Genomic DNA, 23,026 nt, shown 5'->3' with positions numbered 1-23,026 from the left:
CTTGTACATTAGGTTAGCCTTACCTATCCAATCGCGGGTCGCAACTGCCCGTAGGAGTGATCGATGCGCACCGTCCTGGAGTCACCGCCGACCCTCGCCTCCGTCCTCGGAACCGCCTACCGGCGGTTGACCGGCATCTGCGAGGCGTTGACCGTCGAGGTCGCGGACCCCCGGACGGCCTACGGCCAACAGGCGGTCACCGCAGCCGAACTGACGTCGGATCAGTCAGTCCTCGACGCCTTCCTGGACGCCGAGGCCACGCGCATCCACACCCGCTTCGCCCACTCTCCCCGCCCTCATGTCACCGCCTCACGCGCCCTGCACGACTACGCCTGGTCGATCGCCCTCCTCATGAGCGGCGTCTGGTACCTGGAACGCCGGGTGCCGCGCATCCGGCCCCAGTCGGTGCGCCTGGACCTCGCGGCGGGGGCATACACGATCAGGCCCGAGCCGCGCGTCGCCTGCCTGCCCGGCGACCCCGTCGCCGCCCTGCCCGGCGCGGTGACCGTCGCGGGCGAGGAGGCCCTGCGGGCCGAGCTGCGCGCCGCCGTCGCCGACCACATGCGCCCGCTGCTCACCGCCCTCGGCCCCGCCGTGCGCCGCGGACCGCGCGCCCTGTGGGGCATGGTCGGCGACGACCTCGTCTCCGGGATCTGGTACCTCGGCCGGACCCTCGGCCGCGAGGAGGACGCCGTACGCGCGGCGACCGCCCTGCTCCCCGAACCCGTCAGCCCCTACCCCTCGGGAGCGGACTTCCGCCTGCTGACCGGCACCGACGGCCGCAGTCACACGACCCGCACCCGCGCCGGCTGCTGCCTCTACTACGCCATCCGGCCCGACGAGGCCTGCGGCACCTGCCCCCGCACCTGCGATACGGAACGGCTGCGCCGGCTCGAGGAGTGACGTTCCGTCAGCCTTCCGCCTCCACCTTCCGCCAGAACGCCTCGACGCGCGCGTTGAACACCTCCGGCACCTCCTGGAACGGCTGATGAGCCTCCCCGGGCAGGATCTCGAACTCGGCGTCCGGGATGCCGTCCGCGACCGCGCGGCCCAGGCGCGGCGGAGTGGCGAGGTCGATCTCGCCCGCGAGGACGAGTGTCGGTGCCGTGATGCCGCCGAGGCGTTCGGCCGTGTCATGGCGGCCGAACGCCGCGAGCTGGCGCTGGAAGGCTTCGGCGGACTGCGGGTGTTCGAAGGCCAGCACCTCGTCGATGAGCCGGTCGACCATGCCGTCGGCGTGGGCACGCGGCGTGTAGATCCACAGGTAGAACGCCTCTAGCATGGCCCGCTCGCTCGGGGCCCGTTCCACCATCCATTCCCAGAAGCGCGTCATGGCGCGGAAGTAGGAATCAGGGCGGGCCGTCGTGCTCATCAGGACCAGGCTGCGGACGAGGCCGGGATGCCTCAGCGCGAGCTCCTGGGCGATGAAGCTGCCTCCCGAGAAACCGGTCACATGGGCGGCCGGTATCTCGAGCGCGCGCAGCAGGGCCGCGGCATCGTCGGCCATCCGAGGCACGGTGAGCGGCCCTTCGGGCAGTGGCGTACGCCCGGCGCCACGGTTGTCGAAGGCGGTGAGCCGGTAGCGGTCCGCGAGCCCGTCGAGCTGCGCCTGCCACGCCTCGGCGGGGTCTCCGAGCCCCGAGATCAGCAGGACGTCGGGTCCCTGGCCCCGTCGCTCGACCCAGAGATCCACACCGTCAGCGTTGATCATTTGTCCCATGGCCGCCTCCCGTAGCGGTGACCCGTGTCGTCACCCTCGCGCCGGGGCGATGTTCTGGTTGGCGTGGAACAGGTTGTCCGGGTCATACGTCCGCTTGACCCGGGCGAGCCTGTCGTAGTGGTCGCGGTAGGTCGCCCGGACCCGCTCCTGGCCCTCGCCCGACCCCATGAAGTTCACGTACGAGCCGCCCATGGAGTACGGGTGCAGCTCTTCCTGGTAGTCGACGCACCACTGCCTGATGGCCCCGGCGTTGACCGGATCGGGGTCCACACCGGCGAAGACGCCGGACCAGACCGCGTCCCGGTAGCTCCACGCCGTGTCGTCCGGGCCCACCCGGTGGGCCGCCCCGTCGACCGGGTAGAGGTGCATCAGCGAGAGCTGGGTGGGGTTGTTCTCGCCGTACTTGAGGTGGACGTCCAGGGCGGCGTCCGGGATGTGGTCGAAGAAGTCGCCGCGCCAGTACCACTGGTAGCCGGTCGGGATCAGTTCGTCGAACATGCTCTGCAGCCCGACGTAGGGCATCGGGGTCGTGAAGTGGAAGGCCGGAGGACCTGCCTCGTTCACCACGGAGAGCGTCTCGTCGAGCCGGTCCAGGTCTCCGGTGAGGCACCACACGATGCCGCACACCTTCTGCCGGTGGAGCTCCTCGGGGAAGGGCGGGCCGGGCGGGACGACGAAGACGTTGAAGAAGCCGTACACGTCCTCGGGCGCCTGCGGGAGGAACTCGCGGTACCACGCCAGCGCCTCGCGGGTGTGGTCCACCGGCCAGACGGTCACCCCGACCCCGACCGTGTCCACCGGGTGCAGCCGGTAGGTGAGGGAGGTCGCGATGCCGAAGTTGCCGCCGCCTCCCCGCAGGGCCCAGAACAGGTCCGGGTGTTCGTCCGCGTTCGCGGTGACGTAGCCGCCGTCCGCCAGTACGACATCGGCGGCTATCAGGTTGTCCGCGGTCAGGCCGTACCTACGGGTGAGATAGCCGTGTCCGCCGCCGAGGGTCAGGCCCCCGACCCCCGTCATGGAGATGATGCCCGTGGGGGTGGCCAGGCCGAACGCGTGGGTGGCGTGATCCAGGTCGCCGAGCTGAGCGCCGCCGCCGGCCTGCGCGGTCTTCGCCGCCGGGTCGACACGCACCCCGCGCATCGGCGAGAGGTCGATGGTCACACCGTCGTCCACCAGGCACAGACCCGGGCCGCTGTGCCCGCCGCCCCGCACGGCGAGTTCCAGGCCGTGATCACGGACGTAGGCGACCGCGGCCATGACGTCCGCCGCGTCCGCGCACCGCACGATGGCGGCGGGGCGTTTGTCGATCATCGCGTTGTAGATCTTGCGGGCCTGGTCGTACTCGGCGTCCCGCGGGCCTATGACCGGTCCTCGCAGCGTGGTCCGCATGTCTTCCAGGGTGGCGCTGTTCATGACGATCTCCTCGGGACGCGTGACCGTGCTGATATCACCAGCGTCCCGCCGACCGCGCGGCGATGCATGTCCGCAGGGCCCGCACCCCCTGTGGCCAGCGTTTACCGGACCTCTCCGCCGAAGTCAGACCAGGGTGACCTCGACCGGCAGCTTCTTGACGCCGTTGACGAAGTTGGACCGCACCCGCGGCACGTCACCGGCCAGACGGATGTCCGCGAGGCGCGGTATCAGCTCCTCGAACATGATCCGGATCTCGGTGCGCGCCAGCAGATTGCCCAGGCACAGATGGGGACTGCCCTTGCCGAAGGTGACGTGGTCGTTGTCGATGCGCGTGACGTCGAAGTCGTACGGATCGCCGAAGACCTCCTCGTCGCGGTTGCCGGAGGCGAACCACATCACGACCTTGTCGCCCTCCCTGACCCGCCTGCCGCCGAGTTCGACATCGCGCGTCGCGGTGCGGCGGAAGTGGTAGACGGGGGAGGCCCAGCGCAGGAACTCCTCCACCGCGACCGGGATCAGTGAGGGGTCTTCCTGGAGGCGGGCCAGCTGCTCGGGGTGCTGGATGAGGGCCAGCATGGAATGGGAGATGGTGTGCCGGGTGGTCTCGTTGCCGGCGACGACCAGGAGCAGGAAGTAGTTGTCGAAGTCCTGCGGGGAGAGCGGCACACCGTCCCGGGGCATGGTGTTGACCAGCCGGGAGATCAGATCCGTGCCGTCCCCGCCCCGCCGCTGCCGCGCCAGCTCCCGGCCGTACTCGAATACCTCCAGCGAGGCGGGGGAGCGGAAGGGCAGATCGCGGTACCGCTCGCTCTCCTCGCTGTGCAGCAGGACGTCCGCGTAGTCGGGGTCGGTGTGACCGATGATGCGGTTGCCCCAGTCGATCAGCCGCTGGTTGTCCTCCGGGGGCACGTCCAGCAGCCGGGCCAGGACGTTGATCGGGAAGTCCGCCGAGACGTCCTCGACGAAGTCGAAGCGGCCCTTGGCGAGAGCGGCGTCGAGGGTCCGGGCCGTCAGACCGCGCAGGAAGTCGGCGTAGCCGCTGATCACGTTCGCGCCGAACTGCCGCTGGATCAGGCTGCGCAGCGCCCGGTGCCGTACCCCGTCCAGTTCGAGGATCGAGGCGCGCTTCTTGATCTGGTCGTCGTCGACCTCCTCCAGATTGACGAACCTCGTGGAGGTGAAGGTCTCCGGGTCGCGGTCCACCCGGACGATGTCCCGGTGCCGGGTCAGCGCCCAGAAACCGGAGTTGGGCGCCTCCTCGGGCTGCCAGTGCACGGGGTCCTCGTGACGCAGGGTGTGGAACATCCGCCAGGGCGTGACGCCGTCCGTGAAACGGTCCAGGTCGGCGAGGTTCACATCGGCCAGCGGCAGCGGCTCGCGCACGGCGTCGGTCGGGGTCTCGGTGGTCATCGAACAGCTCCTCGGCGTCACAGGTGGTAGGCGTACTCGGTGAACTCCCAGTCGGTGACATGCCGGTGGAAGCGTTCGACCTCGTCGCGCTTGTAGGAGACGAAGGACGTGGTGAAGCCCTTGCCGAGCAGGTCGGTCAGGGCGGTGTCCGCCTCCAGTGCGTCCAGCGCGGCGGACAGCGTCTGGGGCAGGGCGGCGGACCGGGCGGTGTCGTAGCCGTAGCCCTCCAGCGGGGCGGGCGGCTCCTCGCCGGCCAGGACGCCCAGGAGAGCCGCGGCCGCCGTACCGGCGATCGCCAGATAGGGATTGGCGCTCGCGTCGCCCAGCCGCAGTTCGAGCCGGGCACCCGAGCCGCGCTCGGGCGGGATGCGCACCATGGCGCTGCGGTTGTCCAGCCCCCAGTCGATCAGCCAGGGCGCGAGGGTGTCCGGGCCGAAGCGCTTGTACGAGTTGACGGTGGGGTTGAGCAGCGCGGCCAGGGCGGGCGCGTGGGCGAGGACACCGGCCACGGCGTGCCGGGCGACGGCGGACAGACCGTACGGGCCCGACGGGTCGTCGAAGGTGTTGCCGCCCCGGTCGTCCTCGCCGGAGAGGTGGAGGTGGAAGCCGGAGCCGCCCGCGTCGTTGAAGGGCTTGGCCATGAAGGTGGCCAGCCTGCCCTCCTTGCGGGCCAGTTCCTTGATCGCCGCCTTGAAGCGGAAGGACCGGTCCGCTGCCGAGAGCGCGTCGGAGTGCGCCAGGTTGATCTCGATCTGGCCGCCGTCGAACTCGTGGTTGCCGCTGATCGCCCCGACCCTCAGATCGCGTACGTGGCGCAGGGTGCGCAGCAGATGGTTGTCGGGGTCGGCGCGCAGCCCCGCGGTGTAGACGACGCCCGGTTCGGGTGCGTAGCGGCGCCAGCCGCCGGAGGGCTCCGGCTCGCACAGGAAGTACTCCAGCTCGGGCCCCACCACCGGCCGCAGCCCGTGCTCGGCACACCGGGCGAGGACGGCGCGCAGCAGGTCACGCGGCGATTCCGGGGCGGGCGCGCCGGTCGCCGGGTCGACGACCTCGCCCAGACAGGCGGCCACCCCCGGCTCCCACGGCAGGGGCACCAGCGTGCCGAGGTCCGGCCGTACGCAGATGTCCGGCAGCCCCGCGTCCAGCCCGCCGCTGACCGGGACCACATCGCCCTGCGGGCTGGTGTGGTAGACGGCCCGGCAGAACGCGAGACCGTGCGCGCAGGCCCGGGGCAGTTCCTCAAGCAGTACGTCACGGGCCCGGTCGGTGCCGATCAGGTCGGGATAGGTCACCCGGACCACGTCGATGCCGTCGGCGGCGAGCCGCTCCATGTGGCGGCGGACTTCTTCAAGGTCATGAGCGCTCACCGTTGTCTCCTCGGGCGGACGTCGGGACACCTCCGGGACACGGGGCCGGGGAGGCGGGTGGCGGGAGAGCGAGCAGGCCGGGCGCGGCGGAGCCAGGGACCGCCCGGTGCTTTGTTTGATGCCAAACGGTAGGGACGGGTGAGGGGTGCCGCAAGAGGGCGGGGGCAAGAATTTATCCATCCGGATAGCTATTGACCAGACCCCTGCCCCTGCCTACCTTGTTTGAAGCCAAACGAGTTCGGGGCGCGTCTCACCGCACCCCGTTGGCCGGGGCCCGGCCCTTCCGGCCGGGCCCCTCTCCCTCCCCTTCGACGCCCTCACATACAGGAGGACCGGCCATGAAGGTCGTCGTCGACATGAACAAGTGCCAGGACCACGGCCAGTGCGTCTTCGCGGCCCCCGACGTCTTCCACATGGACGACACCGGCCGCCTGGCCCACGTCCCCGACCCCGACGACGCCCTGCGCGACGAGGTCGAGGAGGCCGCGGACGTCTGCCCGCTCCAGGCCATCCGGATCGAGGACTGACATGAGCGGGCGCATCGTCGTGGCAGGCGCCTCCCTGGGCGGCTTACGGGCGGCCGAGCAGCTGCGCACCGCCGGCTGGACCGGCGGCATCACGGTGCTCGGCGACGAGCCGCACCCGCCGTACAACCGGCCCCCGCTGTCCAAGGAGGTCCTCGCGGGCAAGGCGGCCTTCGCGTCGCTGGCCTTCACCCCGAAGGCGTCCGTGGCGGACGTTGAGTGGCGGCTGCGCACGAAGGCGGTCGCGGCCCGGCTCGCCGAGCGCACCGTCGAGCTCGACGACGGCTCGGTGCTCTCCTACGACGGTCTGGTCGTCGCGACCGGCATGCGGCCCCGGCGGCTGCGGTGCCCCGGGCCGGCCGCCGGCCGCCACACCGTCCGCACGATCGACGACGCGCAGCTCCTGCGGGGCGAACTCACCCGGCCCGGGGTGCGGGTGGTCGTGGTCGGTGCGGGGTTCATCGGCTGCGAGGTCGCCGCGACGGCTGTCGGGCTGGGCGCGGCTGAGGTGACGGTGGTCGACCCGCTGCCGCTGCCGATGATCGGGCCGCTCGGCGAACTGCTCGCGCGTGTGCTGCTGCGGCGGCATGAGCGGCGGGGAGTTCGTTTCGTGCTCGGTGCGGGTGTCGACGGGTTCGAGGGGCGGGACCGTGTCACCGGTGTCGTCCTGGGGGACGGCTCCGTGCTTCCCGCCGATGTGGTGGTGGAGTCCGTCGGCTCGGTCGCCAACACCGAGTGGCTCGACGGCAACGGGCTCGACCTGGACGACGGGGTGCTCACCGATGAACACCTGCGCGTCGGCGGCCGGTCCGAAGTCGTCGCCGTCGGCGATATCGCCCGCTTCCCCAACGCCCGCTACGACGGAGTGCCGCGCCGGGTCGAGCACTGGTCCGTCCCGGCCGACTCGGCCAAGCACGCCGCGAAGGTGCTGGCCGGTGGCGCGGCCGGTCTGACGCCCTTCGCACCGCTGCCCACCTTCTGGAGCGACCAGCACGACTTCCGGCTCCAGTCCTTCGGCGCGCCCGCTCTCGGGCTCGGCGACGTCCGCGTCCTCGACGGCGATCCGTCCGGGGACGTCCTGGTCGGCTACCACAGCGACGGACTGCTGGTCGGTGTCGTCGCGCTCGGCGGACCGGCCGCCGCGAGGGGCGCCGCCCGATACCGCGCCGAGCTGCTCAAGCAGCCCGCCCTCACTGTGCAAGGAGCCCTCAAGTGAGCGTTGTCCGTGGCTACTTCCATCCCAAGACGGCGAGCGGCGCCTCGTCACTGATCCCCGCGCCGCCGTGGCGGTACTCCGGTGATCTGCTCACGGTCGAGTACCGCACCGATCCCGCGCGGGTGCGTGAACTGCTGCCCGAGCCGCTGGAGCCGGCCGACGAGGATCCGGGGGCCGTGGCCCTGATCTGGGCGGACTGGCAGTCGTGTTCGGGGGCGGGGGACGAGCTGCTCGATCCTGTGCGGGCGCAGTACAAGGAGGCGTTCGCGGTGGTGCGGTGCGCATTCCGGGGGCGGACCTATTCGCGGTGTGTCCACATCTGGGTGGACAAGGACTTCGCGATCGCGCGGGGGTTGCACCAGGGGTATCCGAAGAAGCTCGGGTCCATCCATCAGACGCGGCCGCATCCGTTCGGGCCCGCGCCGCGGATCGAGGCGGGGGCGCGGTTCGGGGCGACGCTGGCCGCGGCGGACCGGCGTATTGCGCAGGCCGTGGTGACGCTGCGCGAGCCGTCTGAGAGTGGTGGGTTCGTCAATGCGCATCCCATGGCTCATCACCGGTGGCTGCCGTCCATCGAGACGGGGAAGGGGCTGGCTCTCGATGAGCTGATCGAGTCCGGGGCGGCTTCGTTCGAGGGTGGGCAGCCGTGGGTGGGTGATGCGGAGTTGGAGTTGTTCGAGGCGCCTACGGAGGAGTTGGCGCGGCTGGAGGTGCGGGAGCCGATCGCTGCGTACTTCCGGCAGGTCGGGGTGGTTTGGGATGGGGGGCGGCTGTTGGAGGTCGGTACGTCCGGAGCGGCTGCCGAGTAGTGCCGGTGAGCGGGTGCGGGCTGTTGGTGGCTTGTCGCGCAGTTCCCCGCGCCCCTAGGTACCTGCGAATGCCCTCGATTGAAAGGAACTCTTCCCATGCCCGAGAAAATCACCGTTGCCGGTGTTTCCATAGACACCCGGCACTGGATCGGCGGCGAGCGCGTCGCCTCCGCCGGCACTTTTGCCGTCCACTCTCCGATCGACGGCCGTGCTCTCGGTGAGATAGCCCGAGGCGGTGCCGCAGAAGCCGAAGCCGCTGTCACCGCTGCCCGGGACGCCTTTCCCGCCTGGGCGGCGACCCCCCGCGCCGAACGCGCCCGCCTCCTCCATGCCATCGCCGACGGCGTTGAGAAGCGGATCGAAGAGCTGGCGATCGTCGAGACCACCGACAACGGCGCCCTTCTGCGCTCGCACCGCCGGGGCGTGATGCCCCGCGTCGCCCACAACTTCCGGTTCTTCGCCGACTGGTTGCTGTCGCTCGGCCACGAGGACTTCGAGACCCGGGGGCACACCAACCACGTCAGCTGGGACCCGGCAGGCCCCTGCGTGCTGATCACCCCATGGAACGCACCCCTGATGCTGGCCACCTGGAAGGCCGCCCCCGCCCTCGCCGCCGGCAACACCGTCGTACTCAAGCCGGCGGAGTGGTCCCCGCTGACCGCCTCCCTGCTGGCCGACATCGCCGCCGAGGCGGGACTGCCGGCCGGGGTGCTGAATGTCGTCCAGGGATACGGCTCGGAGATCGGGGACGCCCTGACCTCGCACCCGGACGTGCGCCGGATCAGCTTCACGGGATCCGTGCCGACCGCGAAGCGGATCGCGGAGTCGGCTGCCGCGCACCTCACCCCGCTCAGTCTCGAACTCGGCGGCAAATCACCCCTGTTGGTGTTCGCCGACGCCGATCTCGACCTGGCCGTCGACCTCGCCGTCGAGCAGTACGACAACGCCGGGCAGGTCTGTCTGGCGGGCACCCGGCTGCTGGTCGAGGAGACGGTCGCCGAGGAGTTCACCCGCCGGTTCGTCGAGAAGGCGGCCGGACTCAGGCAGGGGGATCCGCGGGACGAGGCCACCGACATCGGGCCCAACATCCACCCCCGGCAGCTGGAGAAGATCGACGGCTTCGTGCGGCGGGCCGTCGAGGCCGGGGCGCGGGTCGTCATCGGAGGGCAGCGGAAGGACGGCCAGTACTACGCGCCGACCCTGCTCACGGAGGTCGCCCAGGACTCCGAGATCGTGCAGGAGGAGGTCTTCGGGCCGGTCCTGACCCTCCAGACCTTCGCCGGCGAGGACGAGGCCGTCCGGCTCGCCAACGGCACCCGTTTCGGGCTGGCCGCCACCGTCGTCACCGGCGACCGGGAACGCGCCGAGCGGGTCACCGGGCGGCTCGTCGCGGGCACGGTCTGGGTCAACTGCTTCTTCGTACGCGACCTCCAGGCGCCCTTCGGCGGCTCCCGGCAGTCCGGCGTCGGCCGTGAGGGCGGCACCTGGAGCTTCGACTTCTACTGCGACCTGAAGAACACCGTCACCGCCCCGAAGGGATGGAACCAGGACCATGGGTGAGATCGTCGGGGCCGGGCTGCTCGCCCACGTCCCCACCATCGTGCTGCCCGAGGCGGATCGCCAGGAGCTCAACGAGGGCAAGGAGATCACCCTCGTCACCGGGCTCCGGGAGCTCCGCAAGGACGTCTTCGAACGCGACGACTACGACACCGTGGTCGTGCTCGACTCCCACTGGGCGACCACCGTCGAGTTCGTCGTCACCGCACAGGAGCGGCGCGCGGGCCTGTTCACCTCCGAGGAGCTGCCGCGCGGCATGTGCAGGATGCCGTACGACTTCCCCGGCGACCCCGAACTCGCCCACAACGTGGCCGGGTTCGCCGACAAGCACGGCACCTGGATCACCCCGATCGACGACGCGTACCTGCCGATCTACTACGCCACCCTCAACCTCTGGAAGTACCTGGGGGAGGGCCTGTCCGACAAGCGGTGGATCACCATCGGCGTCTGCCAGACCGGCGACATGGAGGACCATCTGCGGCTCGGGCGGGCACTGGCCGACGGGATCGCCGCCACCCCCGGGCGACGGGTCCTCATCATCGCCTCCGGCGCCCTGTCGCACACCTTCTGGCCACTGCGCGAACTGCGCGACCACGAGGCCAGTGACCCCATCCATATTCGTACGCCCGAAGCACGTGAGGCCGATGAGGAGCGCATCGCCTGGTTCAAGGAGGGCCGCCACGACAAGGTCCTCGACACCATGGACGCGTTCTGGCGGTACAAGCCCGAGGCGAAGTTCTTCCACTACCTGATGCTGGCCGGCGCCCTCGGCGAGCAGGACTGCGTCGCCCCGGCCCGTCAGTACGGCGCGTACGAGAACTCCGTCGGCACCGGCCAGGTCCACCTCTGGTTCGACCGCCCGGCCGACGGCTGGACCGCAGACCACACCCCCGCGCAGGAGTCCGCCCATGCCTGAGTACCGCCGTATCCTCCTCGACGGCGCCGCCGTCCAGGTCACCGTCGACGGCGACGAACTCGTCGCCGGGGACGGCCGTCGCGTCAAGGCCGGGGACGCCCGGCACCTGCCGCCGGTCGTGCCCTCCAAGGTCATCGCCGTCCATCTCAACCACCGCAGCCGGGTCGACGAGTTCCGGATCGGCCTGCCCGACACGCCCACGTACTTCCACAAGCCGACCTCCGCCCTCAACGCCCACCAGGGCGCGATCGTCCGGCCCGAGGGCTGCAAGTGGCTCAACTACGAGGGCGAGGTCGCCATCGTCATCGGGCGGACCGCCCGGAACATCGCACCGGTCGAGGCGGGGGAGTACATCGCCGGCTACACCGTCGCCAACGACTACGGGCTGCACGACTTCCGCGACACCGACGCCGGCTCCATGCTCCGCGTCAAGGGCTCCGACACCCTCTGCCCGCTCGGCCCCGGCCTCGTCACCGACTGGGACTTCCACGGCAAGCGGCTGCGGACGTATGTCAACGGAGAGGTGGTGCAGGACGGCTCGACGGACGAGATGAAATGGGACATGCACTATCTCGTCGCGGACATCGCCCGCACGATCACCCTCTGCCCGGGCGATGTGCTGCTGTCCGGCACTCCGGCCAACTCCCGCCCCGTCCAGCCGGGAGACGTCGTGGAGGTGGAGGTCGAAGGGCTGGGACGGCTCACCAACCACATCGTGACCGGGCCGACCGCCGTCCGCACGGACGTGGGCGCCCAGCCCACCGAGTCGGAGGAGGTGCTGTCGACCGCGCTCGGCGGCGACTGGGAGTTCCGTGGCATCCGGCCGCCGCGCCGCTGAGGCGGGACCGGCCGCGATGTCGCCGACGTGGGGACCGGATGCGGTGTCGCTGTCGTGCGGACCCGCCGCGATGTCGCCGGCGTGCGGACCGCATGCGACGCCGCCGACAAGGGAACCGGCCGCCGCGTCGTCGAGCGGGACGGCCCGGGTAGGGTCGCGGGCATGACCGAGCCCGCCGGCCGCCGCCCCCGCAAGCGCGTGCACTACGGCACGGGCCGCGAGGCCCTGCTGGAGGCCGCCGTGCGGGTCGTCGCCCGGGGCGGGCTGCGCAGGCTCACCTACCGGGCGGTCGCGGAGGAGGCCGGTGTCACCCACGGCCTGGTCGTGCACCACTTCGGCTCCCGCGACGCGCTGATCGAGGAAGCCCTGGCCCACGCCATCCGCGCCTCCCTGAGCAGCAGCGCCCTCGAACCGGGCACGGGCAAGGCCGCCGACTTCTCGGTGGGCCTGACGGACATGGTGGAGTCCGGCCCCGACCTCCAGGCATTCCAGTACGAACTGCTGCTGGAGTCCCGGCGCCGCCCCGAGCTCCTGGCCCACCTGCGCTCGCTGTACGACGAGTACTTCGACGCGGCCCGGCGCGAACTCACCCAGATGCTGCCCGGACCGGTCGACGAGGGCCTGTCCCGGATGGTCTTCGCCACGCTGGAGGGACTCGTCCTGCACCAGCTGGTCTTCGGCGAGCGCGAGGTCATCGAGGAGGCCCTCGACGAGCTGCGCTCGGTGCTGCGGCTGCTGGCCGAGCGGCGGGGCGACGAGGCCTGAGCCCGTCGTCCCGAGCGGCACGACCGGTCCTTCGCGCTCCGGAATTCCTCGTCCCTCACCCCTTGCCAAACGGATAGTTCCGCCCCACGATGAGGCAACTCGTTTGGCCTGAAACGATCCTTCCTCCCTCTGGCAGGTGATCCGAGTGGACAGTCAGACGGTCTCCCCGCACACGGCGAAACCGGACGCGCCCACCGCAGGCACGCTCAAGCCCGACGCCCTCGGCGTCCTGGGCATCCTCTTCTTCGTCCTGTCCGCCCAGGCCCCGCTCACCGGCATCGCCGGCGCGGCCCCCATCGCCGTGGCGCTCGGCAACGGGCCCGGCGTGCCCGCCGCCTATCTGGTGGCGGGCCTGGTGATCCTGCTGTTCTCGGTGGGTTTCGTCGCCATGGGCCGCCATGTCGTGCACGCGGGCGCCTTCTACACCTACATCGGCAAGGGCCTGGGCCGGACCACCGGCACCGGCAGCGCGGGCCTCGCGCTCTTCGCGTACTGCACCATCCAGGCCGCCATGTACGGGCTCTACGGCTCCATCGTGAGCGGTCTGGTAGCGCACCACACCGGCCTCGACCTGCCGTGGTGGGTCTGGACGCTGGCCACCATGGCCGTCGTGCAGGTGCTCGGCGCCGCCGGTGTCGAGATGGGAGCCAAGGTGCTGGCCGTCTTCGTTCTGGCGGAGTTCAGCATCCTGGCGGTCTTCGCCCTGGTCACCCTCGTCAAGGGCGGCGGCCCCGAGGGGCTCGGCGTCGCCGACAGCTTCTCCCCGTCCGCCGCCCTGGACGGAGCGCCCGGCGTGGCCGTGATGTTCGCCGTGGCGTCCATGTTCGGCTTCGAGGCCACCGCGATCTACGGCGAGGAGGCCCGCGAGCCCAGGAAGACCGTGCCGCGGGCCACCTACCTCGCGGTCGCCGTCGTCACCGGATTCTTCGCCCTGACCTCCTGGATGATCGTCTCCTCGTACGGCGCCTCCCAGGCCACCGGAGCCGCAGGCAAGGCCCTGGAGGGCGGCGACGGGGCCGGGTTCGTCTTCGCGCCCATCGCGGCCGAGTTCGGCGGCTGGGTGGGCGACGTGCTCCCGGTCCTGCTCGCCACCTCCCTCTTCGCCGGCATCCTCACCTTCCACAACTCCGCCAACCGCTACCTGTTCTCGCTCGGCCGCGACGGGCTGCTGCCGCGCCGGCTGTGCGGGCTCAACCGCCGCCACGCCCCGTGGGCGGCCGGCTGCGTCCAGACGATCCTGGCCGTCCTCCTCGTGCTCCCCTTCGCGCTGGCGGGCAAGGACCCGGTGCTCACGCTGTTCTCCTGGTTCAGCGGGGTCGCCGTCCTGGCGATGATGCTGCTGTACCTGCTGACCTCGGTGTCCGTCGTCGTCTTCTTCCGCCGCGAACGCCTCGACGCCCGCCCCTGGAACACCCTGATCGCACCCGTCCTGGGCGCGCTCGGCATCGCCGGGGCGATCTGGCTCATCCTCGCCAACTTCACCACCCTCATCGGCGGCGAGCGCACCACGGCCCTGTGGCTCACGTTGTCGGTGCCGGTGGTCATGGCACTGGGCGTGGTGGCCGCGCGCGTGCGCAAGCCGGCCGCCCGCACCTGACCCGCACCTCGCCCCCACCTGACCTGGTCAGGGAAAACCCCAAGGAGGTTCCATGCCGGCCGTCACCCACGACGAGTGGCTGCGGCGCGCCAAGACGTTCCAGCTCTTCGGCGCCCATCACCTCGACGGCGCCGACGAACCGGGCAGCGGGGCGGTGTTCCCGGTCGTGTCCCCGCGGGACGGCCGGATCATCGCCGAGGTCGCCGACGCGGGCGCCGCCGAGGTGGACGCGGCCGTCGCCGCCGCCCGGCGGGCCTTCGACACCGGCCCCTGGCCGCGCCTGGCGCCCGCCGAGCGCGGCCGGGCCCTGCTCCGCCTCGCCGACCTGCTCGACGAGCGGCGCGAGGAACTGGCGTTGACCGTCAGCCTGGAGATGGGCAAACCGATCACGGACGCCCACGACATCGAACTGCGCGCCGTCATCAACACCTTCCGCTGGTACGGCCGGCTCGCGGACAAGCTCACCGACGAGTCCCCGCACACCGCCCCCGACGCCCTCGCCCTGGTCACCCGGGAACCCACCGGGGTGGTCGGGGCGGTCGTCCCCTGGAACTTCCCGCTGACCCTGGCCGGCTGGAAGATCGCCCCGGCACTGGCGGCCGGCTGCACGGTCGTCCTGAAACCCTCGGAGCACTCCCCGCTCTCCGCCCTGCTCCTGGGCCGCCTCGGGACCGAGGCCGGACTGCCGCCGGGTGTGCTCAACGTCGTCAACGGCGACGGACCGACGGCAGGGCGGGCCCTCGGGCTCCACCCCGACGTCGACGTCCTGGCCTTCACCGGCTCCACCGCCGTCGGACGCCACTTCCTGCGCTACGCAGCCGACTCCAACCTCAAGCGCGTGTGGCTGGAACTCGGCGGCAAGTCGCCCAACATCGTCCTGCCCGACGCCCCCGACCTCGACAAGGCCGCCGCCACGGCCGCCTGGGGCATCTTCTTCAACCAGGGCGAGATGTGCACGGCGCCTTCGCGGCTGCTCGTGCACGCCTCGATCGCCGAGCGGGTCACCGAGGCGGTGGTCGGGCGGGCCCGGGAGCTGCGCGTCGGCGACCCCCTCGACCCGGAGACGGAGATGGGCGCGCTGGCCGGCCGGGTGCACCTGGACCGCGTACACGACCATGTCCGGCGCGGTGTCGACGAAGGCGCCCGTCTGCGCACCGGCGGCGAACGCCTGCTCGCCGAGACGGGCGGGACCTACCTGGAGCCCACCGTCTTCGACCAGGTCGGCCCCGGTTCGCGACTGGCCCGGGAGGAGATCTTCGGCCCCGTCCTGTCCGTGCTCGCCTTCGACGACCTCGACGAGGCGGTGCGCCTGGCCAACGACACCGAGTACGGCCTCGCCGCCGGCCTGTGGACCTCCGACCTGTCCACCGCCCACCGGGTCTCCCGCAGGCTGAGGGCCGGCACGGTCTGGGTCAACTGCTACGAGGAGGGCGACCTGACCGTGCCCTTCGGCGGCATGAAGCAGTCGGGCAACGGCCGTGACAAGTCCGTCCACGCGCTGGAGAAGTACACCGAGCTCAAGACCACCTGGATCCAGCTGTGAGGCCGCTGATCGCCGTCCCTGCCCGGTTCTCCGCGCGGACCTCCGCACTCCGGTACGCCGCCGAGGTCAACGCCCGCGCCCTGATCGAGGCCGTCTGGCGGGCCGGCGGTGAACCGGCGGGCATCCACCCGGCCGACACCGGCACCGCCGCCCGGCTCGCCCGCTTCGACGGCGTCCTGCTCCCCGGCGGCGGCGACCTGGCCCCCGACCGCTACGGCGCCGCCGACACGCACGACACCGTCTACGACGTCGACACCCTCCAGGACACCTTCGACCTCGACGTCGCCCGCCACGCCCTGGAGTCGGGCCTGCCGCTGCTCGCGATCTGCCGCGGCCTCCAGGTCGTCAACGTGGCCCTCGGCGGCACCCTGGAGCAGGACATGGGCGGACCGGAGCGCGAGCACCGGCACCTGGTGCATCCCGTCACCCTGGAACCGGACTCGGCCGTCTCCCGGGCCACCGGCACCGAGAAGGCCGATGTGTCCTGCTACCACCACCAGCGTGTCGACCGCCCGGGCAGCGGCCTGCGGGTCACGGCCCGGGCGGCCGACGGCACCATCGAGGCCCTCGAACTGCCCGGCGCCCAAGGCTGGTTCACAGCCGTCCAGTGGCACCCCGAGGACACCGCCCACGAAGACCCCGCCCAACAGGGCCTGCTCGACGCGCTCGTACGGGCCGCCGCCCGGTGAGGCCGCCCCGGGAGTCAGGCCCGGGGCCGCCGGCCACTGCGCCGCGGCGCGGGCTCGGCGCCGCCCAGCAGCGACTGCCGCCGCTCCTCGCCCCGCTCCTCCACCTGGAGCACGACACTGCGCAGTCCTTCGGCGAGACCGCGGCACTCCTCGTCGCTGAGCCGGGCCGTCACGAAGGCCTCCTCCTCGTTGAACGCGGGAAAGACCCGCCGCATGAACGCGTCGCCCTCCTCCGTGAGGCTCAGCAGCACCAGCCGCCCGTCGCTCGGATGGTCCGCCCTGCGCAACAGCCCCCGCGACTCCAGCGTGCGCACCACACCCGTCAGCGTGCCCTTGGAGATTCCCGCCTCCTCCGCCACGTGCCGGGTCTCCGACTCGCCCCACACCCAGACGACCCAGAGCACCACGAAGGCCGTCCAGGTCAGGTCGGAACCGCGCAGCACCGAGTTCTCCAGATGTTGCCGCACGGCGGACGCCGCCCGGTAGATGTTCGCCACCGCCGCCATCTGCTCCCGGCGGATCGGAAAACCGCCGATCTTCGCCGCTGCGAGCTTCTCGGCCTCGGTGATGGATCGGTGGCCCGGCACGGGCGGCTCCTTTCTCGGGCCGGCTCAGTGCCGGTCCAGTCGTTCGGACTCAAATTGTACGAAGCGAAAGGGAAACCCGACATGCCCACGCCTGTCCGCATGCTCCTCGTCCTCAGCGAGAACTGGACCCTGACCGGCGGCCGGGCCGATCTGCCCGCCGCCGTCCGCTGGGCCCGCGAGGCCGAGGACGCCGGCTTCGACGCCGTCATGGTCAGCGAGCACATCGTCCTCGGCCCCGACGCGGCGGCCGCCGGCATCATGGGCAACCCCCGTGACTACGCCCTCCCGGGCAACCAGGACCCGCACACCCCCTGGCCCAACTCCCTGCTGCTGCTCGCCGCCATCGCCTCCGTCACCTCCCGGCTGCGCCTCGCCGCCGCAGCCGTGCTCGCCCCGCTGCGCCACCCGCTGCTGCTCGCCCGCGAGCTCGGCACCCTCGACCTCCTCAGCGAGGGACGGCTCGTCGTACAGCCCACGGTCAGCTGGAGCAAGGACGAGTACGACGCCCTCGGCGTGCCCTTCGCCCGCCGGGGACGGCTCCTCGACGAGCAGCTGGAGGTCTGGGCGAAGGCCTGGGGCCCGTCCCCGCTGTCCCACGAGGGGCCGCACTACCCCTTCCAGGACGTCTGGTTCGAGCCGAAGGCCCACCGCCCTGACGGTCCCCGGCTCTGGTTCGGCGGACAGCGCCTGCACGGACCCGTCCTACGCCGCCTGGTGCGGTACGGCCACGGCTTCCATCCGCTCGGCCGGCCCACGCCCGAGGACCTTCAGTCGCTCAAGGAGGCGATGACCGCCGCCGGGCGGGACATCGCCCACCTGGAGATGATCGGCGGCACCCGGGCCGTCTTCCCCGACGACCGCTCACCGGCGGATCTCGGCGCGGCGCTCGCCGTGATCCCCGAGCAACTGGAGCAGGGCTTCACCACGTTCTGTGTGAAACCGAACCAGTTCATCGACGACCCTGACGGGGTCGGGGCGTTCTGCCGCGAGGTCATGCGGCGCGTCGAGGCGCTTACCGCCTGAGTGCCAGGACCCGGATCACCGCTCGACGAAACGCGCGAGGTGATCCGGGTCCGGCCGCAGCAGCCCGTCCCGGACCGCGAGCGCCGTGGCCTCGGCGCGGGAGGCGCAGCCGGTCTTGCGCAGCAGATGCTCGACATGGCTGTGCACGGTCCGCGGGGACAGGAACAGCGCCTGCGCGATGGCCTGGTTGGTCTGCCCCGTGGCCGCCCGGGTGAGCACCTCCAGCTCCCGGGGGCTCAGCCCGTACGGCAGCTCCGTGGGCGTCTCGTGCACCAGTACCGCCTCCGGCACCAGGCCGGTGCCCGGCGGGTGCCGGTGCAGGGCGACCCGCTGCCAGCCGTCCCCGGCCGGCCACAGCAGCCGCAGCCGCCGCCCGCCCGTGCCCGTGAAGGCGTCGAGCAGCGCGCGGAAGGGCCCGTCGTCCCGCAGCACCAGGGGCCGGTCCCGGCCCGGCAGGTCGATCACCCCGCCGTCGCCGGTGACCAGGCTCGCCGCGTCCTCCTCGGCCAGACCGTGCAGATCACCGGCGTGCGCCAACGGGTCGGCGAGCGAGGCCAGGGCCGGGATCACGGAGGCGAGCAGCAGCCGGGCGTCGGTGCCGTAGGCGTCCGCGCTCTCGGTGGAGAGATGGACCAGACCCACCAGGCGGCCCCGGTGCCGCAGTGCTCCGGTGACGCCGTCCCGGAAGCCGGCCGGGCGGACGCGCTCGGCGTAGAACCAGCCGTGCCGGAAGCGCGGTCCGGCGTCCTCGGGATCCTCCGCGTCCTGCGAGATGGACGGCGGCAGCTCACGCCGTACGACGTTGCGGTACCAGGGCGTCCCGACGAACTCACCGGCCAGGGCCTGCGAGGCCGCGGCGGTGTAGCCGATGCTCGCGACCTGGACGTGGGAGCCGGTCAGCGGGTCGATCGTGAGCAGGGTCGCGGCGTCCAGCGGCAGGGCGCGGGCGAGTTCGCGCAGGGCCTGCGCGGAGGCCGTCGCGGTGTCGCGCTCACGGGTGAGCATGCCGATGCGGGCGGCTGCCGCGATCTGGTGGTGGCTGGGCATGACGAGCCTCCGGCCGGCTCGGGCGAGGATATCGTTTGGGGCCTAACGATAGGCCTCCGGTCCGTGCCCCACAAGGTGTCGGCCGACTCGTGCGAGGGCCCGGTGTTCCGCCGGTCGCCGTCGGCAGTCGGTATTTGTACGGATGGTGCGTCGGGCCCGGCGGGTCTTTCCTGTTCGGCACAGCCGGACGCCCGCTCCAGTCGGGCCCGCCCCTCGGAGAGCCCCTGCCATGACCCCACCGTCGTATGCCGCCTCGCGCAGACACTTCCTCGCCCTCTCCGCCGCCACCGCCCTGGCGGCGGCCGGATGCTCGGCACCGCAGAACACGGCCGCCTCGGCCAAAGCCTCGCCCTCCGGCGGCACGCCCCTGACGAAGATCGGCCTCGACTACCCCTTCACCCAGCTCCCGCTCTACTCCACGCTGGTGAAGCTCTCCACCGCCCAGGCAAAGCGGCACGGCATCTCGCTGCTCACGACCAGCGACAACGCCAGTGCCGACACCCAGGCGAGCAACCTCAACACCTGGGTCGCCCGCAAGGTCCCCGCGATCGTGTCCTTCCCGATGGTCTTCGAGGCCGCCGAGCCCATCGCCAAGGCGGCCCTCGACGCGGGACTGATCTGGGTGACCTACGGCGGCTCCCTGCGGCACCAGAGCGCCGACATCCAGTTCAGCTTCCGCGAGGGCGGCACCCTGCTCGGCGAGGCCGCGGCGAAGTGGGCGGAGGAGCACCTCGGCGGCAAGGGCAAGATCGCCTTCCTCACCGACAGCACCATCGAACTCGGCCGGGAACGCACCAAGGGCATGATCGACGCCTTCACCAAGCTGGCGCCGGGCGTCGACGTGGTGGCGCGGGAACAGGCCATCGACCCGGACACGGGCCTGTCGAAGACGAAGGCGATCCTGGCCAAGCACCCCGACCTCAACCTCGTCCTCGGTGTCACGGACGCCGCCGCGTACGGCGGATTCAAGGCACTCCAGCAGACGGGCCGCGGGAAGGACGACGCGAAGACCTTCGTCGGCGGACAGGACGGCTCCGCGCCCTCGCTCCTCGCCGTCAAGCAGGGCACCTTCTACCGGGCCTCCGCCGCCCTCGCGCCGAAGGACATCGCCGCGGCCATCGTCGAGGTACCGCGCGCGGTCGCGGCGGGCAAGGCCAACCCCAGCGCCCAGGTGCCGATCACGCTGGTCCAGCGCGCCGACACCGCCAGGATCGACGCGCTCCTCGCGCAGAACGCCTAGGCCCACCACGATGACGACCACGAACCTCCGTATCCGCGGCCTGACCAAGTCCTTCGGCGGAGTCCGGGCCCTGGACGGCGTGGACCTCACCGTCCCCGCCGGCCAGGTGCACGCCCTGCTCGGCCACAACGGCGCCGGCAAGTCCACCCTCATCAAGTGCCTGGGCGGTGCCTACCCGCCCGACGCCGGCACCATCGAGGTGGGCGGAACGACACACACCCGCCTCAGCCCCCGCGAGTCGATCGCGGCCGGCGTGGCGATCATCTTCCAGACGCTCAGCGTGGTCGACGCTCTGACCGTGGCGGAGAACATCTTCCTCGGCCAGGAGTGGACCCGGTACGGCCGTATCGACCGGCGCGCCCAGGAGGACGTCGCCGCCGGGCTGCTGGAACGGGTCGCGGCCCGGTGCTCCCCGCGCGACCGGGTCGGCGATCTGCCCATGGGACAACGCCAGTTGGTCGAGATCGCCAAGGCCCTCAGCCGCAGCGCCTCCGTCCTGGTCCTCGACGAGCCGACGGCCGCCCTGTCCGGCGCGGAGACCGACGCCCTCGCCGAACGCGTCGAGGACCTGCGCCCCCAGGGGCTCGCCATCGTCTATGTCACCCACCTGCTGGCGGAGGTCGAACGGCTCGCGGACGCGGTGACGGTCCTGCGCGACGGACGGGTCGCGCACCAGGGCACGGTGGCCGGGCAGACCCGGGCCGAACTGGTCGCGGCGATCTCGGGCAGGCCGCCGGGGGACGCGCACGGGCCTCGCCGCGCGGCGGCCACGGACGTTCAGGACCCGCCGCCCGGGCCTGCCCGGGACACCCGGGAGCCGTGGCACGCGCCCGGTTCGGGCCTGCGCGAGCCGTGGCGGGCGCCCGGTTCGGACCTGCGCGAGCCGGGGCAGGGGCCTGGTTCGGGCCTGCGCGAGCCGGGGCAGGGGCCTGGTTCGGAGGCCCATGAACCACGGCGCACTCCCAGCCGAGACGGGCGCGACCCCGCGTACACGCCGGCCCCTGACGTCCCCGGCTCCCGGCGCACCTCGCCCCCGCCCCGGCTCGTCGTCCAAGCCCTGCGCGGCCCCGGCTTCGGCCCCGTCGACGTCACCGTCGCCGAAGGCGAACGGGTCGGTCTGTTCGGGCTCATCGGCTCCGGCCGGACCCGCGTGCTGGAGACGCTCTACGGCAGGCGCCGCGCCACCGCCGGAACGATCCGGGTCGGTGACCGCACCGTCGCCCCCGTCCGGCCGGCCGACGCACTCGCCGCCGGGATCGCGCTCGTGCCGGCGGACCGGCGCTCACAGGGCCTGTTCCCGTCCCTGTCCGCGCAGGACAACACACTGCTGCCGGCCGTCCGGCCCCTGTCCCGCCACGGCGTACGGGCGTTGCGCACCGAGCGGCGGGTGTTCGAGGCGCTTGCCACGGCGGTGGGGCTGCGTCCGGCCCGGCCCGGGCTGCCGGCGGGCGCGTTCTCCGGCGGCAACCAGCAGAAGCTCGTCCTCGGCCGGTGGATCAACGAGGCCCGGCACGTGGACGTCCTGCTGCTGGACGAGCCGACGCAGGGCGTCGACGTGGGCGCCCGGCAGGAGATCTACCGGGTCGTGTCGTCACTCGCCGCCGAGCGCGGCACCGCCGTGCTGTTCGCCTCCAGCGACCCCGAGGAGATCGTGGCGCTCGCCGACCGCTGCCTGATCGTCGCCGGGGGACGGATCGCCGGCGAACTCTCGGGTGCCGAACTCACCGAACAGGCCCTGCTGTCGGCCGTCCACACCCCCCTGCCCGCCGAAGGAGCAGCATGACCACCGCCGACCGCGTCCTCACGCGCCCCCGACTCCTGGCCACGGGCGGACTGGACACCGTACGCCGCAACCCGCTCCTCGTCGTGCTCGTCGCGATGGTGCTGGTCTTCCAGCTGACCACGGGCAGCTTCCTCGACCCGGCCAACCTGAGCGGCATCGCCACCGACGCCGCCACCCTCGCCATCGTCGCCGTCCCGCTGGCCCTGCTCGTCATCAGCGGCTACCTCGACCTGTCGGTCGGCTCCACGCTCGCCCTCGGCGGGCTGGTCGCGGGCTGGCTGGCCGGTCAGCACCACCAGTCGCCCGCCGTCGCCCTGCTGGGGGCGCTCGCCGCCGGGGCGGCGGTCGGGGCGGTGAACGGCGTCCTGTGCTGCTACTTCGGCCTGTCCGCGTTCATCGTCACCCTGGGGATGCTGACCGCCGTACGGGGCCTGGCACAGCAGCTGTTCCCGCTGCCGCTGAGCGGCTTCGGCTCCGGGTTCGCCTGGATCGGCGGGGCGCGGATCGCCGGGGTCGCGGCGCCGGTCGTCATCGCGGCCCTGGTGCTGGCGGCGGGCGTGCTCTTCCTGGCGCTCACCCCGGCCGGACGGCACGTCTTCGCCATCGGCGTCAACCGGGAGGCCGCCCACCTCTCCGGCATCCAGGTCCGCCGTACCCCGTTCGCGCTGTTCGTCGTCACCGGCGTGGCCGCCGCCCTGGCCGGGGCCGTCAAGGCGTCGGTGCTGGACAGCGTGGTCGCCGGAACCTCCGGGGCCGGGTTCGAACTGACCGTGCTCACCGCGGTGCTGCTCGGCGGAGTCGCCCTCACCGGCGGCACCGGCTCGATCCTCGGCGTCCTGCTCGGCGTGCTCTTCCTCGGCGGCCTGCAGAACGGCCTGACCCTGCTCAACGTGCCGACGTTCTGGCAGCAGATGGCCCAGGGCGTTGCCCTGGTGGCCGGCGCGGCCCTCGCGTACTTCGCACCCCGCACGGGGCGCTGACC

Annotated in this window: 21 protein-coding genes; 15 read left to right on the top strand and 6 right to left on the bottom strand. The window is 72.1% G+C overall.

Going from position 1 to position 23,026, the window contains the following annotated elements:
* Positions 1-63: 63 nt before the first annotated feature.
* Entirely contained in the window at positions 64-903 is an 840-nt protein-coding gene (locus ACFT32_RS02805) for a (2Fe-2S)-binding protein (RefSeq protein ID WP_382485024.1), read from the top strand.
* Between the two features lie 7 nt (positions 904-910).
* On the opposite strand, the gene ACFT32_RS02800 is transcribed toward ACFT32_RS02805, so the two are convergent.
* The 4 genes from ACFT32_RS02800 to ACFT32_RS02785 form a co-directional block, all read right to left on the bottom strand.
* Positions 911-1,720, bottom strand: a complete 810-nt coding sequence (locus tag ACFT32_RS02800) for an alpha/beta fold hydrolase (protein ID WP_382485021.1) — start codon at positions 1,718-1,720, stop codon at positions 911-913.
* Positions 1,721-1,750: 30 nt separating this feature from the next.
* On the bottom strand, positions 1,751-3,133 hold the full coding sequence (locus tag ACFT32_RS02795; protein WP_382485019.1) for an FAD-binding oxidoreductase: 1,383 nt from the start codon (positions 3,131-3,133) through the stop codon (positions 1,751-1,753).
* 123 nt (positions 3,134-3,256) lie between these two features.
* Positions 3,257-4,543 (bottom strand): cytochrome P450, encoded by a 1,287-nt coding sequence (locus ACFT32_RS02790; RefSeq protein WP_382485016.1) that lies wholly within the window; start codon positions 4,541-4,543, stop codon positions 3,257-3,259.
* Between the two features lie 17 nt (positions 4,544-4,560).
* Positions 4,561-5,910, bottom strand: coding sequence for a glutamine synthetase family protein (locus tag ACFT32_RS02785; protein ID WP_382485014.1), 1,350 nt, complete (start codon positions 5,908-5,910; stop codon positions 4,561-4,563).
* A gap of 338 nt (positions 5,911-6,248) precedes the next feature.
* On the opposite strand from ACFT32_RS02785, the gene ACFT32_RS02780 reads away from it, so the two are divergent.
* The 10 genes from ACFT32_RS02780 to ACFT32_RS02735 all read left to right on the top strand — a co-directional run bounded on the left by ACFT32_RS02780 (position 6,249) and on the right by ACFT32_RS02735 (position 16,364).
* A complete protein-coding gene (locus ACFT32_RS02780) occupies positions 6,249-6,437 on the top strand; it encodes a ferredoxin (RefSeq protein WP_382485011.1) in 189 nt (62 codons plus the stop codon).
* A 1-nt stretch (position 6,438) separates the two neighbouring features.
* Complete coding sequence (locus tag ACFT32_RS02775; protein ID WP_382485009.1) at positions 6,439-7,650, top strand: NAD(P)/FAD-dependent oxidoreductase; 1,212 nt, start codon at positions 6,439-6,441, stop codon at positions 7,648-7,650.
* Positions 7,647-8,459, top strand: coding sequence for an acetoacetate decarboxylase family protein (locus ACFT32_RS02770; protein ID WP_382485006.1), 813 nt, complete (start codon positions 7,647-7,649; stop codon positions 8,457-8,459). The genes ACFT32_RS02775 and ACFT32_RS02770 overlap by 4 nt, the downstream gene beginning before the upstream one ends.
* Positions 8,460-8,555: 96 nt before the next feature.
* Entirely contained in the window at positions 8,556-10,019 is a 1,464-nt protein-coding gene (locus tag ACFT32_RS02765) for an aldehyde dehydrogenase (protein WP_382485004.1), read from the top strand.
* The gene (locus ACFT32_RS02760; RefSeq protein WP_382485002.1) at positions 10,012-10,932 is read left to right on the top strand and encodes a 3,4-dihydroxyphenylacetate 2,3-dioxygenase; all 921 of its coding nucleotides are present in this window, start codon (positions 10,012-10,014) and stop codon (positions 10,930-10,932) included. Before ACFT32_RS02765 ends, ACFT32_RS02760 begins: the two co-directional genes overlap by 8 nt.
* Positions 10,925-11,770 carry a fumarylacetoacetate hydrolase family protein gene (locus ACFT32_RS02755; RefSeq protein WP_382485000.1) on the top strand — a complete coding sequence of 282 codons (846 nt, stop codon included), beginning with the start codon at positions 10,925-10,927 and terminating at the stop codon, positions 11,768-11,770. Before ACFT32_RS02760 ends, ACFT32_RS02755 begins: the two co-directional genes overlap by 8 nt.
* A 162-nt stretch (positions 11,771-11,932) precedes the next feature.
* Entirely contained in the window at positions 11,933-12,535 is a 603-nt protein-coding gene (locus tag ACFT32_RS02750; protein ID WP_382484997.1) for a TetR/AcrR family transcriptional regulator, read from the top strand.
* Positions 12,536-12,680: 145 nt separating this feature from the next.
* Positions 12,681-14,132, top strand: coding sequence for an APC family permease (locus ACFT32_RS02745; protein WP_382484996.1), 1,452 nt, complete (start codon positions 12,681-12,683; stop codon positions 14,130-14,132).
* A 52-nt stretch (positions 14,133-14,184) separates the two neighbouring features.
* A complete protein-coding gene (locus tag ACFT32_RS02740; RefSeq protein WP_382484994.1) occupies positions 14,185-15,675 on the top strand; it encodes an aldehyde dehydrogenase in 1,491 nt (496 codons plus the stop codon).
* Entirely contained in the window at positions 15,660-16,364 is a 705-nt protein-coding gene (locus ACFT32_RS02735) for a gamma-glutamyl-gamma-aminobutyrate hydrolase family protein (protein ID WP_382487015.1), read from the top strand. The genes ACFT32_RS02740 and ACFT32_RS02735 overlap by 16 nt, the downstream gene beginning before the upstream one ends.
* 14 nt (positions 16,365-16,378) lie before the next feature.
* Here ACFT32_RS02735 and ACFT32_RS02730 read toward each other — a convergent pair whose 3' ends face one another.
* Positions 16,379-16,951: a MarR family winged helix-turn-helix transcriptional regulator gene (locus ACFT32_RS02730; protein WP_382484992.1), complete on the bottom strand. Its 573-nt coding sequence runs from the start codon at positions 16,949-16,951 to the stop codon at positions 16,379-16,381.
* 81 nt (positions 16,952-17,032) lie between these two features.
* On the opposite strand from ACFT32_RS02730, the gene ACFT32_RS02725 reads away from it, so the two are divergent.
* Positions 17,033-17,974 carry a TIGR03619 family F420-dependent LLM class oxidoreductase gene (locus tag ACFT32_RS02725; RefSeq protein WP_382484990.1) on the top strand — a complete coding sequence of 314 codons (942 nt, stop codon included), beginning with the start codon at positions 17,033-17,035 and terminating at the stop codon, positions 17,972-17,974.
* A 15-nt stretch (positions 17,975-17,989) separates the two neighbouring features.
* Here the strand turns inward: ACFT32_RS02725 and ACFT32_RS02720 are convergent, their stop codons facing one another.
* Complete coding sequence (locus ACFT32_RS02720; protein ID WP_382484988.1) at positions 17,990-19,021, bottom strand: response regulator transcription factor; 1,032 nt, start codon at positions 19,019-19,021, stop codon at positions 17,990-17,992.
* A gap of 229 nt (positions 19,022-19,250) precedes the next feature.
* Between ACFT32_RS02720 and ACFT32_RS02715 the strand changes: the two genes are divergently transcribed.
* The 3 genes from ACFT32_RS02715 to ACFT32_RS02705 are packed head-to-tail and all read left to right on the top strand — an operon-like array spanning position 19,251 to position 23,024.
* A complete protein-coding gene (locus ACFT32_RS02715) occupies positions 19,251-20,261 on the top strand; it encodes a sugar ABC transporter substrate-binding protein (RefSeq protein ID WP_382484985.1) in 1,011 nt (336 codons plus the stop codon).
* A 10-nt stretch (positions 20,262-20,271) separates the two neighbouring features.
* Positions 20,272-22,044 (top strand): ATP-binding cassette domain-containing protein, encoded by a 1,773-nt coding sequence (locus tag ACFT32_RS02710; protein WP_382484983.1) that lies wholly within the window; start codon positions 20,272-20,274, stop codon positions 22,042-22,044.
* Positions 22,041-23,024 (top strand): ABC transporter permease, encoded by a 984-nt coding sequence (locus tag ACFT32_RS02705; protein ID WP_382484981.1) that lies wholly within the window; start codon positions 22,041-22,043, stop codon positions 23,022-23,024. Before ACFT32_RS02710 ends, ACFT32_RS02705 begins: the two co-directional genes overlap by 4 nt.
* The last annotated feature ends 2 nt before the right edge of the window (positions 23,025-23,026 follow it).

Source organism: Streptomyces sp. NPDC057002 (assembly GCF_042673825.1).
GTDB lineage: Bacteria > Actinomycetota > Actinomycetes > Streptomycetales > Streptomycetaceae > Streptomyces.
This window is presented reverse-complemented; position numbering and strand designations above follow the sequence as displayed.